The sequence below is a fragment of the Streptomyces antimicrobicus genome (genome assembly GCF_020532625.1).
Taxonomy (GTDB): domain Bacteria; phylum Actinomycetota; class Actinomycetes; order Streptomycetales; family Streptomycetaceae; genus Streptomyces; species Streptomyces antimicrobicus.
The window spans coordinates 43,515-57,746 of the sequence record NZ_JAJAUY010000002.1 but is presented as its reverse complement, the minus strand read 5'-3'; the positions used below and the strand labels follow the sequence as shown (position 1 = coordinate 57,746).

Sequence of the window (14,232 nt, the reverse complement as noted above, 5' to 3'; positions counted from 1 at the left end):
TCCTCAGGCGCGCCCGAGCGCGTCGATCAGTTGCGGATAGGTCAGGCCCGCGAGCCGGGGCAGGGCGCTGTGCGCCCGGTCGAGCGCGGCCCTGAGGTCGGGGCCGGCGTGCTCCCGGAACTCCCGGTGCAACTGGTCGACGCAGTCGTCCAGGGGCCGGCCGGCCAGGGTCTGCGGCAGGGCGAGGTCGGCCCGCGCGGACATCCGGACCAGGAGCTGTACGAGCCCGGGGCCGCCGCCCCGGTGCCAGGCCACGGCGACGCGCCGCTCGTGGCGGACCAGAGCCGCCAGTTCTTCGCGGTGGTCCCGCCAGAGGGCGTGCAGCAGTCGGCCGGCGGGGGATGCCTGGAGGTCCGCCTCGATGCCGGCCAGGGCCCCCGTGGGGGCGGGCACGGCGCCGTCCGACGCGTCGGCCGCGGGAGTCCCGGGCGGGGGGTCGGGGACGGTGTTGACGGGGGCGGAGTTGCGGATGGTGGCGACTTCGAGGACGAGCAGCTCGTGGTGCGCGAACCGTTCGAGCACCTTCTGGATGGGCATGACCGCGCTTTCGCCGGGGTTCGCCGGAGTCCCTCCGTAGAGCAGTCCGACGACCTCGACCACGGGCTTGCCGTCGGGGTCGTTCGTCCCCGTGTCGTTGACCACGACCGAGCCCGAGTCGCCGTGCCAGGAGAAGTGCCGCGTGTCCCAGGCCTGCTGGTCCGGACGGGGGTGGGGGGTGACGAGGATGAGGTTGTCCGCCTGCCGTGGCGAGTCGTACATGCCGCTGACGACGCCGCCGGTCTTCTGCGTCCGTCCTCCGTACTTGCGCACCGGGTACTTGCTGCTGGACTCCAGCGGCGTCAGCGGGTGCACTCCGGTGATCTCCCCGATCCCTTCGACGAACGGCCGCCAGCGCTCGCCCGGCCGCAGCCGGATCAGCCCCTCGTCCCGGTCCGCGACCCGGCTCTTCCTCCCGTCCGGATTGACCGCGTACTCCTCCGCCCCGGCGACGTACGCGCCGAAGATGTCGGAGCAGAGGAAGCCGTCGACTCCTCTGGGCTGGCCCACCCGGCTCACCAGGGGCAGCGGGGTGAACGCTCCGTCGTCGGTGATCACGTGCTGACACGTGAGGGCGTAGACCTTCCATTCCTGGATCCGGTCCTTGAGGAAGCAGCCGAGGGTGCCCTGGCTGTTGACGCCCTCCGGTCCGAGGTAGGCCCCGCTCGTCAGGGGCCGCAACCGGGGCTCCTTGTCCTCCCGCATGGCCGGGTTGAGCACGCCGGGCGGTCGCTCGGACGCGTGCGGCACGATGCCGCCGATGCCCACCACGTCCGTGGGGATCCCGTCGACCTCCGACGGGATCAGCTCGGCCGCCGCGAGGGCCCGGGCGGGGAACTTCTCGCGGACGAGGACCTTGACGGCCGGTTGCGTGGTGAGGACGCCGCCCACCTCCTTGGCCCCGACCCCGACGAGCAGCACCCCGGGGAGGGCGAAGAGCCGTTCCTTGATCCGGTTCTTGGCCGCGACGAGCTCTTCCTCAGTGGTCATGGCGCTCCTCCTCCGGCGGGCCGAGGGCTTCGAGCAGCTGCGCGTACGTCGCGCCGGTCAGGTCGGGCAGGGCGCTGCGGGCCCTGGCGAGCGCCGAGCGCAGCTCCGGGCCCGCGTACCGGGCGTAGGCGGCGTGGACCTGGTCGACGTACTCGCCCAGGGGGACGGCCCCGATGGTGGTCGGCAGTGCGCGTGCGGGGTCGGTGACCGTCTCGGCGAGGTGCCGGACGAGGCCCGGTCCGCCGTCGGCGCTCCAGAGGCCGGCCAGGTCGGGCCGACCGGCGGTGAGCCGGACGAGCTCCTCGCCGTGGTCGTGCCAGAGGCGGAGCAGACGCCGACCGGCGACCGTACGGCCCAGGTCGGCGCGCAGCACGACCGCGGCGGAGCCGAGCGACGACGGCGGGAGCGGGGACGGTGGGAGCACGGACGCGTGCGGGGCAGACGACGCGGGCGCACGGGACGGCGGGGACGGAGCGGGAGGCGGGGGAGGCCGGCCCACGACGCGCGGGATCCTGGCGCGGGTCGCCGTCGCCAGCTTGACGGGCATGTGCTTGGTCGTCACGAAGTGGTCGAGCACCACCCCGATGGGGAGGACCTTCCCCCAGCCGCGCATCTCCTTCGGCTCGTCGGGGCCGAAGCCGGCGAGCACCATGCCGACGGCCCGGTTGTAGGCGTCGACGACCAGGGCGCCGGAGTCGCCGTGGTCGGAGAAGTGGTTGCGGACGGTGGTCGGCAGCCCCCGGTTGGGGTTGGGCCGGACGATGATGAGGTTGGTGTAGCGGATGCCGTCCACGTCGTAGGCCGCGCCGACGGCCTGGACGGTGCCGCCGGTGAGCCCGGTGGCGACCCCGCGCTTGCGGACCTCGAAGCAGTGCGAGTCCACCTCCGGGCCCGTCGGGACGTACGTGCCGGTGACCGGGCCGATCTCCAGGATGTCGGCGTACCACTTCACGCCCGGGTCCAGGCGGGCCACGGCCGCGTCGACGGTCGTGCTGCGCTCGCCCGTCTCGTACGTGCCCACGGAGGTGGAGGAGAAGAGCCGGTCCAGCGGGAACTGCGCCTCGATCGGGTGATGGACCCGGGTGTCGGCATCGGCCTTCCTCGAGCGGTCGAGGGTCTCGCCGAGCACGTGCTGGTTGCTGAGCACGTAGACCTTGCCGGGGTCGCTGGTGTGCTCCAGGAATCCGCCGATGGTTCCGGGCGCCCTCGGGTCCACGTCCGAGGCGATCATCGCCCCACCGATCAGCTGCTTCCACCTGCGCAGGTCGAGCCGGCTGGGACTCCCCGGCGGGCTGCCGGTCGGCCCCCGGACCTCGCATTCCCCCGGTGGCGGGTCGGGCGGCGGGTTCCCCAGGTCCACCACGTCGGTGCCGATCCCGTCGATCTCGGCCGGGACGAGGTGTTCCGGCGCCAGCTCACCCGCCGGGCGCTTGCGGGCGACGAAGACCCGGATGGTCCGCTCCCGCGTCGGCCGGCCGCGTCGCGCCCGACCGCCGATGCCCACGGCCAGCACTCCGGGCACGGCGAGCAGCCGGTCGAGGGCGCGGCCCATGACCGCCGCGCACCGCCCGCCACCGCGCAGCGCGTCGTCCCCGTGCAGCACCACGATCCCCCGCCTTCCTGCCGTCGCCCCGTCGGCCGATGCCCGGCACGTCGCCGGGACACCGCTCACACCGCAATTGGTGAACGTTCGAACGGAATTCTGGCGAAACGCGGAATGTGACCTCAATGCCCCGGCGGTCAAACCACTCCATGGGATGAAAAGCCCTGATTCGCACCTGACGGGGTGTCCGGGACGCCCAGCGTGTCGAGGAAGGCCGTCGCGGCGGGCGTACGGGTCGCGTCGCTCCAGATGACGTGCTCGACGCGCACCGGGGCGTCGACGACCTCGATCGTGGTGACACCGCTGAGCCGGTGCACGTAGGCGGACGGCAGCAGGGCGACGGCGAGGCCCTGGGCGACCAGCCCGGTCATGACGAAGTCCACGGTGGACACTTCGAACGCCACGTCCCGCCGGAGACCGGCGGCCGCGAAGGCCTGGTCGGACTGGGCCCGCCCGGCGGTGCCGGCGGGAAGGTCGACGAAGACCTCGCGGGAGAGCCGGTCCAGGTCGACCACCGGCTCGTCGGCCAGCGGATGGTCCGGTGCGACCACGGCGACGAGCCGGTCGCGGGACAGTTCGTGGGCCGCGACCCCGTGCGGCCGGGCGGTGACCGGCAGCCCCAGGAAGGCCACGTCCAGGGCGCCTTGCCGGACCTGCTCCACGAGGTGGTCGCTGCCGCCCACCCGCAGGGCGATGCGCACGTGCGGGAAGCGCCGGCGGAAGTCCCCCAGGGCGGTGGGGATGTCGACGGCCGCGACCGTGGGGATCAGGCCCACGACGAGCCGTCCGCGCACCTCGCCCACGGCCGCGGCGACCTCGGCGGCCGCCCGGTCGGCCGCCTCCAGGCACTGCCGGGCCGCCGGCAGGAACGCGGCGCCGGCCGGTGTCAGCCGGACCCGGCGGCTGGTGCGCTCGAAGAGCCGCGCACCGAGCTCCTTCTCCAGGCGGGCGATCTGGTGGCTGAGGGCGGACTGGACGACGAGGCAGCGGGCGGCGGCGCGGGTGAAGCTGTCGGTCTCGGCGACCGCGACGACGTAGCGCATCTGTTGGAGATCCATGCGATCCATCGTGCATCGAGATGGATCAAGTGAAAAACATGTGTTGGACTCATCGATCACCGCCGCACGAGACTTCCGTCATGACCGCCGTCCCGCTGATCCGCACCGCCTCGACCGCGCTCGCGCCCCTGGCGTGGGGCACCACCTACGTCGTCACGACCGAACTCCTCCCACCGGGGCACCCCCTCTTCGCCGGGCTCCTGCGCGCCCTGCCCGGCGGCCTGTTCGCGCTCGCGCTCACCCGGACCCTGCCGCGCGGCGTGTGGTGGGGCCGGGCCGCGGTGCTCGGCGTCCTCAACATCGGGCTGCTGTTCCCGCTGCTGTTCGTCGCCGCCGAACGCCTGCCGGGCGGTGTCGCCGCCACCTTGGCCGCGGCCCAGCCGCTGGTCGTCGCCGTCCTCGCGGTGTCCGTCCTGCACGAGCGGATGACGGCCTGGCGGCTGCTGTGGGGCGTGGCCGGGGTCGTCGGAGTCGGCCTGGTCGTGATCACGCCGGACGCCGCGTTCGACGTCGTCGGCATCGCGGCAGGACTGGCGAGCGCGGCTTCCATGGCCCTCGGGGTGACACTCACCAAGCGCTGGGGGCGTCCCGCCGGGGTCGGCCCCACCGCTTTCGCGGGATGGCAACTGGCGGCGGGGGGCCTGTTCCTGGCTCCCCTGACCGCAGCCCTCGAAGGCCCGCCGCCCGCGGTCGACCCGCCCGCGGTCCTGGGCCACCTGTGGCTGGGCCTCGTCGGCGGCCTGCTCGCCTACGTCCTGTGGTTCCGCGGCATCGGCGCGCTGCCCGTCGGCGCCGTCGCCGTCCTCGTCCTGCTCTCACCCCTGGTCGCCGCGGTCCTCGGCGCCGCCGTACTCGACCAGACGCTGGGCCCGGTCCAACTGCTGGGCTTCGCCCTCGCCCTCGCCGCCATCGTCGGCGGCCAACTCCCGGCCCCCGGGAGGCCGGCACCGGAGCGGACAAGACCGTACGCCTGTGGGACCCCTCGACGGTCAGGACCCGGAGGGCCCTGACCGGACACGGTGACCAGGTCCTGGACCACGGGACTGTGGGATGGGCTGGGCTGGGTACGGCGGGGTCGCCCGGAAGCGGGGTTCCCGGACATCGTTGCAGGAGCGGAGCTGCGCACCGCAGTGCCCCCCGCACGCGTACTCAGGGAGCGCTGGTGCGAAGCGAGCCGGTGCTCGGGCCGGCCGAGTCGGCGAGGAAGCAGGTGATGCTCCGATCGCCCTCGGTCCAGTTGACGGAATGCGGGTAGTAGTAATAACCCCGTATCGTGTCCGGCAGCTTCGCGTCGGCGCCCACGTAGTCGGAGAGCTCTTCGCCCCCGCACTTCTCGTCGGCCGTGGCGATGACCTTCTCCTCGCCCGGGTGCGGGCCGTCGGGCAGATCGAAGACGGCGAACGCCTCCGACTGGTGCGGTTCCTCGCAGGGGACTACGTCCACCGACAAGGGCGCTGGGGCTGCCCCCTTTATGTCGGCACCGGTGTTGAAGCAGTCCCCCACTTCGATGTCGTCGGTGTCGACGGCGAACGCCCCGAAGGCCGGGCCGGTCCCGGAGAGTCCGAGGAAGAGCGCGAACGCGAGGGCTGCGCCGTGGACAGCACGGGAATGCGGGGTTCGGGGGAGTCTGGACATACGCGCGGCTCTCCTTGTGCGGGGCGCGAGACGCGGCGGTCGTTCCACTTCCACGCTACGCCGGGACCGCTTGCGCGGCCACGGAGCACGTCGGTGCGGTGACGTGTCCGGACCCGGTGGACGCGGACCCCACCGGGGGCGATCGCGACCACGACCGGGACCGGCGCGGACCTCCGGTGCCCGCGGGGTGCGGCTCGGCGGTTTCGTCAGACGGCCCTGACGACGGTTCCGGCCCCTTCGAGTGCGGCGAGCTCGTCGCCGGGTGCGCTGGTGTCGGTGACGAGGGTGTGCAGGAGCGTGGCGGGCCCGACGTGGGCGTAGGCGGTGCGGCCGAGTTTGCCGCCGTCCGTGGCGACGACGATGCGCCGGGCCGAGGCGATGCCCGCCTTCTTCACCGCGGCGTCGTCGAGGTCGTAGGCGGTCAGACCCTCCGCTGCGCTCAGGCCGCAGCAGCCGATGACCGCGGTGTCGAAGCGCAGCGCGGTCAGGGAGGCGAGGGTGAGGGGGCCGGTCAGGGCTCCTTCGGCGGCGCGGGGCCGTCCGCCGGGCACCATCAGCACGGCCCGGCCCGGGGGGTCGCTGAGGGCGTGGATGGCCTGGAGGGACAGGGGCATGACGGTGACGGGCCGCTCGCGCAGGAGGCGGGCGACCTCCAGGCAGGTCGTGCCGCTGTCCAGCAGCACGCTCTCGCCGTCGGCGATGAGCGAGGAGACCTCGGCGGCGATCCGGCGCTTGGCGTCGACGGCCGCGCGCACACGCAGCGCGAACGGCGGCTCCTCGCCCCGCAGCAGCAGGGTCCGCGCGCCGCCGCGGACGCGCTCGAGCACGCCCTGCCCCGCGAGCACGTCGAGATCACGCCGGATGGTCATCTCCGATGCGCCGGTCAGCGCGGCGAGGTCCTGGACCGTGACATGGCCCGACTCCCTCACGGCCTGGGCGATCACGGAGTGACGGTCTGCGTTGCTCATACCAGCGAATTGAACACCACCTGGCAATGAACATGCAGCGTGTTCGTAAGGGCACCTTTCGAACATCACATATGTTCGTTACGGTGGGCGGTGTGAACCCTTCGCTTCGAGCCGCCCGCGCGGCCACCTTCGTCTACTTCGTCCTGGCCGGGACCCTGATGGGAGCCTGGGTGGTGCACATCCCCGCGATCGAGACACGGGTCGGCATCAGCCACGCCACCCTGGGAAGTCTGCTGGTGCTGCTCGGGCTCGGGGCCTTCGCGGGTATGCAGGCGGCCGGCCCGCTGACCGACCGCCTCGGCCCGCGCCTCGTGGTCCCCGTCACCGGTGTCCTGGCCGGCGCCACCCTGGTGCTGCCCGGCCTGGCCCGCGGTCCATGGACGCTGGCAGGGGCCCTCCTGCTCTTCGGCTTCTGCAACGGCTGCCTGGACGTGAGCGTGAACGCCCACGCCGTCCACGTGGAGAAGGCCTACGGCCGCCCCGTCATGTCGGCCTTCCACGCCGCCTTCTCCGTCGGCGGCGTCATCGCCGCCCTCGCCGCGGCGGGCGCCCTCGGCGCCGGCATGAGCCCGGCCGCCACGCTCGGCGCCTTCGCCTCCCTCGGCGTCGTGATCGCCCTGGCCATGGCGCGCAGCCTGCTGCCCGGCGCACCCGCCCCGGTCGCCGCCACCCCTGCCGGACAGGCGCCAGCCACCGACCGGCGCGGCACCGCCCGGCGCCCCGCAACCACCAGGCGGATCCGGATCCTGGCCGCGTTGGCGTTGACGACGATGTTGTGCGAGGGAGCCGCCAACGACTGGAGCACCCTGCACCTCAAGGACGTTCTCGGTGCTCCCGCCAGCACCGCCGCCTTCGGCTACGGCACGTTCGCCGCGGCGATGACCACCGGCCGCCTGCTCGCGGACCGGATCGCCGCGCGGTTCGGGCCGACGGCCGTCCTGCGCCACGGCTCGGCCACGGCCGCCGTCGGGATCACGATCGCCGCATTCGCCCCGTCGCCTTGGGTCGCGTTCGTGGGCTGGGCGGCGTTCGGCCTGGGCCTGTCGGGCTGCATCCCCCAGCTGTTCAGCGCCGCCGGGCACGCCGACCCGGCCGCGGCGGGCGCGAACGTCTCCCGGGTCGCCGGACTCGGCTACCTCGGCATGCTCGCCGGACCCGCCGTCATCGGCTGGCTGACCCACCTGACCGCGCTGAACCACACTTTCCTGCTGCTGTCCCTGCTCTGCGCCACCACCGCCCTGGCCGCCGGCGTCCTGCGCAACGGCTCCGGCGCCGTGCCCGAGCGGAAGCCGGAGCCGGACCCGGAGCCTGAGCCGGCGTCCCCCAGCCACTGACCCCCGACGCGGCAGGCCCCCCGCCGCCGCCCCGACCAGGAGACGAGACACCACCGCCATGTCCACCGACCGCCGCATCGTGCTGTTCGACCTCTTCGGGGTCGTCGCCCGCCACCAACGCCCCGGCGCCCTGGAGCAGATGGCCACCCTCTGCGGCGCACCCGTCGACGCCTTCACCGACGCGTACTGGGCCTCCCGCCCGCCCTACGACGCCGCCCAGCAGACCGCGGCCGCGTACTGGACCACCGTCCTGCGAAAGCTGTCGCGTCCCGTCGCCACCGACACGATCGAACAACTGCGACTCGCCGACATCGACAGCTGGTCCCGGGTCGACGACCGCGTCGTCGCCTACGTGCAGAGCCTGCGGGACCGCGCCGAGGTCGCCCTGCTGTCCAACATCCCCTCCGACCACGCGGACGCCTTCCTCGCCGCGCAGCCCTGGCTGCAACACCTCGACCACGTCGCCTTCTCCGGGAAGATCAAGGCGGCGAAGCCGGACCCGGCGGCGTTCCACCACTGCGTCACCGCCCTGCGGGCCGCACCGGCCGACTTCCTCTTCGTCGACGACCGCGAGGAGAACGTGCGCGCAGCGCAGGCCCTCGGCATGAACGCACACCTGTTTACGGCACTCCATCCGCTGACAGCGGCGATCGACGCCTGGCTGCCCCCGCGCGCCGCGTGACCGACGTCGCTCTCCCGGTCCACGGTCGGCAGCCCGAGGACGTGCTCGGGGCGACCGGGCACGGGAGGGCGCGCCGACGTCAGGCCTGGGCCTGCGGGCTGCTCACATCGGGCCATCCTCCAGCCGAGCGTCAAGGCCGGATCACGGCCGATCTGACCGAGACCAGGGAACTCGGCGCCCGCACACAGGTCTTCGATCCCCACGACGGCGACCCGGACTCGACCCGCCGACAGGTCCGTCACCCACGCGGTGACGCACCGGGCCACCTCGCCGGTCGCCGTCGCGGCCCACGACTGGACGCGCCGACCCGCAACGCCCGGTGGCCGAGACGGGGATCCTGGGCGCGGGAGGGTGACGCGCCGTCAGGTCAACTCCGCCCGGCCGTCCCTCAGGGCGTAGCGGAGCCGAGTGTGCGTCGGGCGTCCAACCAGATCCGCTCGAACTCCTCCGCGGAAATCTCACCGGCCCGCCCTGCGCCGTTCCGGTCGGTGATCCTGCCCTCGGCGATCGTGCCGTATCGCCGCTGGTAGCGGCTCATCGTGTCGACATCGGAGCATTCCTGGAACCGCAGCACTTCCTCCAGGGAAGCGGCGGTCACCGGTGTGCCGTCATCGCCCCGCAGCTCCACCTGGCGCGTCACCTGCCCCGCCTCGTCGCCCTCGAAGTACTGCCACAGATCACGGTCTTCGTCGTACACGCGGATCCACACCGGCATACGGCCATGGTTGCGCAGGCTGCGGGCCGAGACGAGCACACACGCCGCTCGCCGCGACATCGGCCTCCGGGGTGGTGACGATGCCGGCGCACCCAGCGGAGGGAACCAGCGGCGAACGACGTCCAGCGGCAGGCCCCACCGGAAGGGGGGCAGCGACGAGGCGGCGGCACCTGCGTCTCGGTGGTACGAATCGCCCGCGGAGGCAGCTTGTTGTCATGCGCATTGCTGGCATCTCGGTCGCTTCCCGAGGATGACCGGCATGACCAGAACACACGACGGCGACCGGCGGTTCGGCCTCCAGGGCTACCTCCGTCGCATCGGGTGGCAGGGGGAGTTCCCGCGGGCCGACGTCGGGACGCTGCGCGCGCTGCACCGCGCGCACGCGATGAGCATCCCGTTCGAGAACGTGGACGTGGCCCTGCTCCGCTCGGTGCCCTCCCTGGCCCTGCCCGACCTCGAGGCGAAGGTGCTGCACGCGCGCCGCGGCGGTTACTGCTACGAGCACAACACGCTGCTGAGCGCCGCCCTGCGGGAGGTGGGCTTCGGCGTCACCACCCTGACGGCGCGGGTTGTGGCCGGCGCCCGGCGGCCCATGCTGCCGCGCACCCACATGATGATGCTCGTGGACGTCCCCGGCGAGGAGCTGCCGTTCATCGCCGACGTGGGCTTCGGCTCCCACAACGCGCCGGTGGAGGCCATGCCGCTGCAGGAGGGCGTCGAGACCGCCGGGTTCGGCCGGCGACTGCGGTTCACCCGGCAGCCTTCCACCGGCCCCTCGGACATGTGGGCTCTGGAGGCGTACGAGAACGGGGCTTGGGGGGTGCAGTACGCCTTCACCCTCGAGCCGTTCGAGGACGTCGACATCGCGATGATCAACTGGCACATCGCGACCAACCCGCGGTCCCCCGCCGTCCACACCCTCTACGCGTCGATCACGCGGCCCGACGTCCACCTCGGCCTGTACGGGACCAAGGTCGTGGAGCGGTACGCCGACGGCAGCCGCAAGGAGCGGGAGCTGAACGGCCCGGAGGAGATCCGAGGCGTCCTCGCCGACATCGGCGTCGACCTTCCGCAGGGGGCACGGCTGTGATCACGCTGCACGCGACCGCGCAGGCGGGCACGGGGGAGTTCGCCGGCCGGATCGCCGTCGTCACGGGCGCGGCGGGCGGTATCGGAGCCGCCACCGTGCGCGCCCTGGCCGTCCGCGGCGCGACCGTGGCCGCACTGGACAACGACACGGCGGCCCTGGAGCAGCTCGCCAAGGAACACGACGCGGACGGGTTCCCCGTCGTGCCCTTCCCGCTCGACGTGACCTCCAGCGCGGACGTGGCGTCCGTCGTGACCGAGGTCGAGCGGAGCCTGGGCCCCATCGACCAGCTGGTGAACGCGGCGGGCATCCTCCGCCTCGGCCCGGGCTGCGCCCTGTCCGACCGAGACTGGACGGACACCTTCGCCGTCAACGTCCACGGCCTCTTCTTCGTCTCGCGCGCCGTGGTGGGCCGGATGGTGGAGCGCCGCTCGGGTGCGGTCGTCACGATCGCGTCGAACGCCGCCGGCACCCCGCGCACCGGGATGAGTGCCTACGGCGCCTCCAAGGCCGCCGTGGCGATGTTCACCAAGTCCCTCGGACTGGAGGTCGCCCGCTTCGGCGTCCGGTGCAACGTCGTCGCCCCGGGCTCGACCGACACCCCGATGCTGACCGCCCTGTGGTCGGAGGGGCAGGGGCCGCAGAGCTCCATCGACGGGACCCCGTCCGAGTACCGCACGGGCATCCCGCTGGGCAAGATCGCCACACCCGAGGACGTCGCGGACGCCACGGCGTTCCTGCTCTCCGACCGCGCGGGCCACATCACGCTGCAGACGCTCACCGTCGACGGCGGCGCGACCCTCGGGGTCTGACACCACTACCACCACACTGCCGGACACAGGGGGAGACGATGGCAGGCATTCCAGACACAGCGGCGTACCCGATGCCGGGCTGCGACGACTTGCCGCAGAACACGGCCACGTGGACGCCGGATCCGCAACGCGCGGTCCTGCTCGTCCACGACATGCAGAAGTACTTCCTGCGGCCCTTCGCGCAGGGCCGTTCACCACTCACCGAACTCACCCGCAACGCCATCCGGCTCCGCGAGGTGTGCGCGCAGCTCGGCGTCCCGGTGGCCTACACCGTGCAGCCGGGCGGCATGAGCCCCGAGCGGCGGGGGCTGCTGAAGGACTTCTGGGGGCCGGGCATGACCATCGACCCCGCCCACCGCGGCGTCGCGGAGGGCCTCGGCCCGCGGCCCCGGGACTGGGTCCTCACCAAGTGGCGCTACAGCGCCTTCCACAGGACCGACCTGCTGGCGAAGATGCGGCTCGCCGGACGCGACCAGCTCATCATCTGCGGCGTGTACGCGCACATCGGCATCCTCATGACGGCCGGCGACGCCTTCACCCAGGACATCCAGGCCTTCCTCGCCGCGGACGCGATGGCGGACTTCTCCGCCGCCGAGCACCGGATGGCGCTGGACTACGCGGCCGGGCGCTGCGCCGTGGTCGCCACCACGCGGCGGCTCGCGGCGGAGCTGACAGCCGCCGCGACCGCTCCCGCGACCGCATCCTCGGCTGCTCCCGCGGCCGCTCTCCCGACCGCATCCTCGGCCGCTCCCGCGACCGCTCTCCCGCCGGCCGCCACCGCGGCTCCCGTGTCCGCCGCCCCGCGCGTCGAGGAAGGGGCCTGCGCATGACCGCGGACCGGCCGTCGGCCCCGGCCCCCGCCCCGCTCGACCGCGTCCTGGCCGCGGACCCGCCCCCCTTCGCGCTGCTGCACCGCCCCGAGTCCGGGGCGGCCGAGCAGCTCGAGGTCCTGCTGGGCGAGGTCGTGGAGGTGGCGGCCCTGGACGACCTGCCGCTCCCCGAGGCCCCGGACGGCGCACCCGGCCGGCACGAGGTCCTGGCGCTCATCCCCTACCGGCAGATCGCCGAACGCGGCTACGCCGCCGTCGACGACGGAACCCCGCTGCTGGCCATGACCGTACGCGAGCAGGACTCGGTACCGCTGGCGGAGGCACTGCGCCGCATCCCCGACGTCCCCGCTCCGCTGCACGGTGCCCGTTTCGACGTGGACGACGAGACGTATGCCCGGACGGTGCGGCGCGTGGTCGAGGAGGAGATCGGCCGGGGAGAGGGGGCGAACTTCGTCATCAGACGCTCCTTCGTGGCCGACATCGGCGGGTACACCCCCGCCGTCGCGCTCGCGTTCTTCCGGCGGCTCGTGGAGCGGGAGCAGGGCGCCTACTGGACCTTCATCGTCCACACCGGCGACCGGACCCTGGTCGGCGCCACCCCGGAGCGGCACATCAGCGTGGCAGGCGGCACAGCCGTGATGAACCCCATCAGCGGCACCTACCGCTACCCGCCCTCGGGACCGACCCTGCAGACGCTCCTGGAGTTCCTCGCCGACCGCAAGGAGTCCGACGAGCTGTACATGGTCCTCGACGAGGAGCTGAAGATGATGGCCCGCATCTGCGAGAGCGGGGGGCGCGTCATCGGCCCCCGGCTGAAGGAGATGGCGCGGCTCGCCCACACCGAGTACTTCATCGAGGGCCGCACCGTGCGCGACGTACGGGAGGTCCTGCGCGAGACGCTGTTCGCCCCCACGGTGACCGGCAGCCCGCTGGAGAGCGCCTGCCGGGTCATCCGCCGCCACGAGGCGGGCGGGCGCGGCTACTACAGCGGCGTGGCGGCCCTGATCGGCAGGGACACCGACGGCGCCCGCCGGCTCGACTCCTCCATCCTCATCCGCACCGCGGACATCGACCGCTCCGGACGCCTCAGCATCGGCGTCGGCGCGACACTGGTCCGCGGCTCCGACCCGTGGTCCGAGGTGGCGGAGACGCGCGCGAAGGCCGAGGGGCTGCTGGCGGCGCTCAGCCCACGCCCGCGCCGGTTCGCCGACCACCCCGACGTGCGCAGGGCGTTGGAGAGCCGCAACGAGGACATCGCCGGCTTCTGGCTCCGCGACGAGGCGGCGGCACAGCGGCGCAGCGCGCAGGCCGCGGCGGACGCCCCGGCCCGCGGCCGGGGACCGGCACTGGCCGGCCGCACGGCCCTGGTGGTGGACGCCGAGGACACCTTCACCTCGATGATCGCCCATCTGCTGCGCTCGATGGGGATGGCGGTGACGGTGCGCCGCTTCGACGAGCCGTACTGCCTGGACGGCCATGACCTGGTGGTCATGGGACCGGGCCCCGGCGACCCCCGCGACGACGCACTGGCCAAGATCGCCCACCTGCGCGCAGACCTGCGGCGACTGCTCGACACCGGACGGCCCTTCGTGGCGGTGTGCCTGAGCCACCAGGTCCTCAGCGGGCTGCTCGGCCTCGAACTGGTGCGCCGGGACGTGCCCCACCAAGGGGTGCAGCGCGAGATCGACCTCTTCGGCCGCCAGGTGCGCGTCGGCTTCTACAACACCTTCGTCGCCCGCTGCGACGAGGACAAGGCCGAGGCGCCGACCGTCCCGGGGGTCGTCGAGGTCAGCCGCGATCCGGCGACCGGCGAGGTCCACGCGCTGCGCGGGACGGGCTTCTGCTCGATGCAGTTCCACCCCGAGTCTGTGCTCACCGAGGACGGAACCGGCATCCTCCGAGACGCCCTCGTCCACGTGCTCGCCGGCGCCCCCGCCCCCGCCGCCGCCCTCGTCTGAGTCACCACCACGGAAGGGACACC

Annotated in this window: 13 protein-coding genes; 7 read left to right on the top strand and 6 right to left on the bottom strand. The window is 73.3% G+C overall.

What is annotated here, in order from left to right; translation table 11 throughout:
- Positions 1-3: 3 nt before the first annotated feature.
- The 3 genes from LG632_RS00965 to LG632_RS00955 all read right to left on the bottom strand — a co-directional run bounded on the left by LG632_RS00965 (position 4) and on the right by LG632_RS00955 (position 4,188).
- Positions 4-1,527, bottom strand: a complete 1,524-nt coding sequence (locus LG632_RS00965) for an FUSC family protein (RefSeq protein WP_226724365.1) — start codon at positions 1,525-1,527, stop codon at positions 4-6.
- Positions 1,517-3,133, bottom strand: a complete 1,617-nt coding sequence (locus LG632_RS00960) for a chymotrypsin family serine protease (RefSeq protein WP_226724364.1) — start codon at positions 3,131-3,133, stop codon at positions 1,517-1,519. The genes LG632_RS00965 and LG632_RS00960 overlap by 11 nt, the downstream gene beginning before the upstream one ends.
- Before the next feature lie 134 nt (positions 3,134-3,267).
- Positions 3,268-4,188 carry a LysR family transcriptional regulator gene (locus LG632_RS00955; protein WP_226724363.1) on the bottom strand — a complete coding sequence of 307 codons (921 nt, stop codon included), beginning with the start codon at positions 4,186-4,188 and terminating at the stop codon, positions 3,268-3,270.
- Positions 4,189-4,268: 80 nt separating this feature from the next.
- Between LG632_RS00955 and LG632_RS00950 the strand changes: the two genes are divergently transcribed.
- Positions 4,269-5,198 (top strand): EamA family transporter, encoded by a 930-nt coding sequence (locus LG632_RS00950; protein WP_226724362.1) that lies wholly within the window; start codon positions 4,269-4,271, stop codon positions 5,196-5,198.
- 139 nt (positions 5,199-5,337) lie between these two features.
- Here the strand turns inward: LG632_RS00950 and LG632_RS00945 are convergent, their stop codons facing one another.
- Positions 5,338-5,823 (bottom strand): septum formation family protein, encoded by a 486-nt coding sequence (locus LG632_RS00945; protein WP_226724361.1) that lies wholly within the window; start codon positions 5,821-5,823, stop codon positions 5,338-5,340.
- 206 nt (positions 5,824-6,029) lie between these two features.
- Positions 6,030-6,791: a DeoR/GlpR family DNA-binding transcription regulator gene (locus LG632_RS00940; protein ID WP_226724360.1), complete on the bottom strand. Its 762-nt coding sequence runs from the start codon at positions 6,789-6,791 to the stop codon at positions 6,030-6,032.
- Between the two features lie 71 nt (positions 6,792-6,862).
- Between LG632_RS00940 and LG632_RS00935 the strand changes: the two genes are divergently transcribed.
- A complete protein-coding gene (locus tag LG632_RS00935; protein WP_226724359.1) occupies positions 6,863-8,125 on the top strand; it encodes an MFS transporter in 1,263 nt (420 codons plus the stop codon).
- 58 nt (positions 8,126-8,183) lie between these two features.
- Complete coding sequence (locus LG632_RS00930; protein WP_226724358.1) at positions 8,184-8,807, top strand: HAD family hydrolase; 624 nt, start codon at positions 8,184-8,186, stop codon at positions 8,805-8,807.
- 388 nt (positions 8,808-9,195) lie between these two features.
- Here LG632_RS00930 and LG632_RS00925 read toward each other — a convergent pair whose 3' ends face one another.
- The gene (locus tag LG632_RS00925; protein WP_226724357.1) at positions 9,196-9,522 is read right to left on the bottom strand and encodes a hypothetical protein; all 327 of its coding nucleotides are present in this window, start codon (positions 9,520-9,522) and stop codon (positions 9,196-9,198) included.
- 259 nt (positions 9,523-9,781) lie between these two features.
- On the opposite strand from LG632_RS00925, the gene LG632_RS00920 reads away from it, so the two are divergent.
- The 4 genes from LG632_RS00920 to LG632_RS00905 are packed head-to-tail and all read left to right on the top strand — an operon-like array spanning position 9,782 to position 14,209.
- Complete coding sequence (locus LG632_RS00920; protein ID WP_226724356.1) at positions 9,782-10,612, top strand: arylamine N-acetyltransferase family protein; 831 nt, start codon at positions 9,782-9,784, stop codon at positions 10,610-10,612.
- Complete coding sequence (locus LG632_RS00915) at positions 10,609-11,421, top strand: 2,3-dihydro-2,3-dihydroxybenzoate dehydrogenase (RefSeq protein WP_226724355.1); 813 nt, start codon at positions 10,609-10,611, stop codon at positions 11,419-11,421. Before LG632_RS00920 ends, LG632_RS00915 begins: the two co-directional genes overlap by 4 nt.
- A gap of 38 nt (positions 11,422-11,459) precedes the next feature.
- Positions 11,460-12,251 (top strand): isochorismatase family protein, encoded by a 792-nt coding sequence (locus LG632_RS00910; RefSeq protein ID WP_308107726.1) that lies wholly within the window; start codon positions 11,460-11,462, stop codon positions 12,249-12,251.
- Positions 12,248-14,209 (top strand): anthranilate synthase family protein, encoded by a 1,962-nt coding sequence (locus LG632_RS00905; RefSeq protein WP_226724354.1) that lies wholly within the window; start codon positions 12,248-12,250, stop codon positions 14,207-14,209. The genes LG632_RS00910 and LG632_RS00905 overlap by 4 nt, the downstream gene beginning before the upstream one ends.
- Positions 14,210-14,232 lie beyond the last annotated feature (23 nt).

What these genes read in the sequence shown, in the direction of transcription:
- LG632_RS00920 (WP_226724356.1), top strand. Translation starts at nt 9,782, where the DNA reads ATGACCAGAACACACGACGGCGACCGGCGGTTCGGCCTCCAGGGCTAC.
- LG632_RS00910 (WP_308107726.1), top strand. Translation starts at nt 11,460, where the DNA reads ATGGCAGGCATTCCAGACACAGCGGCGTACCCGATGCCGGGCTGCGAC.
- LG632_RS00930 (WP_226724358.1), top strand. Translation starts at nt 8,184, where the DNA reads ATGTCCACCGACCGCCGCATCGTGCTGTTCGACCTCTTCGGGGTCGTC.
- LG632_RS00925 (WP_226724357.1), bottom strand. Translation starts at nt 9,522, where the DNA reads ATGCCGGTGTGGATCCGCGTGTACGACGAAGACCGTGATCTGTGGCAG.
- LG632_RS00955 (WP_226724363.1), bottom strand. Translation starts at nt 4,188, where the DNA reads ATGGATCTCCAACAGATGCGCTACGTCGTCGCGGTCGCCGAGACCGAC.
- LG632_RS00940 (WP_226724360.1), bottom strand. Translation starts at nt 6,791, where the DNA reads ATGAGCAACGCAGACCGTCACTCCGTGATCGCCCAGGCCGTGAGGGAG.
- LG632_RS00935 (WP_226724359.1), top strand. Translation starts at nt 6,863, where the DNA reads ATGTTCGTTACGGTGGGCGGTGTGAACCCTTCGCTTCGAGCCGCCCGC.
- LG632_RS00905 (WP_226724354.1), top strand. Translation starts at nt 12,248, where the DNA reads ATGACCGCGGACCGGCCGTCGGCCCCGGCCCCCGCCCCGCTCGACCGC.
- LG632_RS00965 (WP_226724365.1), bottom strand. Translation starts at nt 1,527, where the DNA reads ATGACCACTGAGGAAGAGCTCGTCGCGGCCAAGAACCGGATCAAGGAA.
- LG632_RS00950 (WP_226724362.1), top strand. Translation starts at nt 4,269, where the DNA reads ATGACCGCCGTCCCGCTGATCCGCACCGCCTCGACCGCGCTCGCGCCC.
- LG632_RS00945 (WP_226724361.1), bottom strand. Translation starts at nt 5,823, where the DNA reads ATGTCCAGACTCCCCCGAACCCCGCATTCCCGTGCTGTCCACGGCGCA.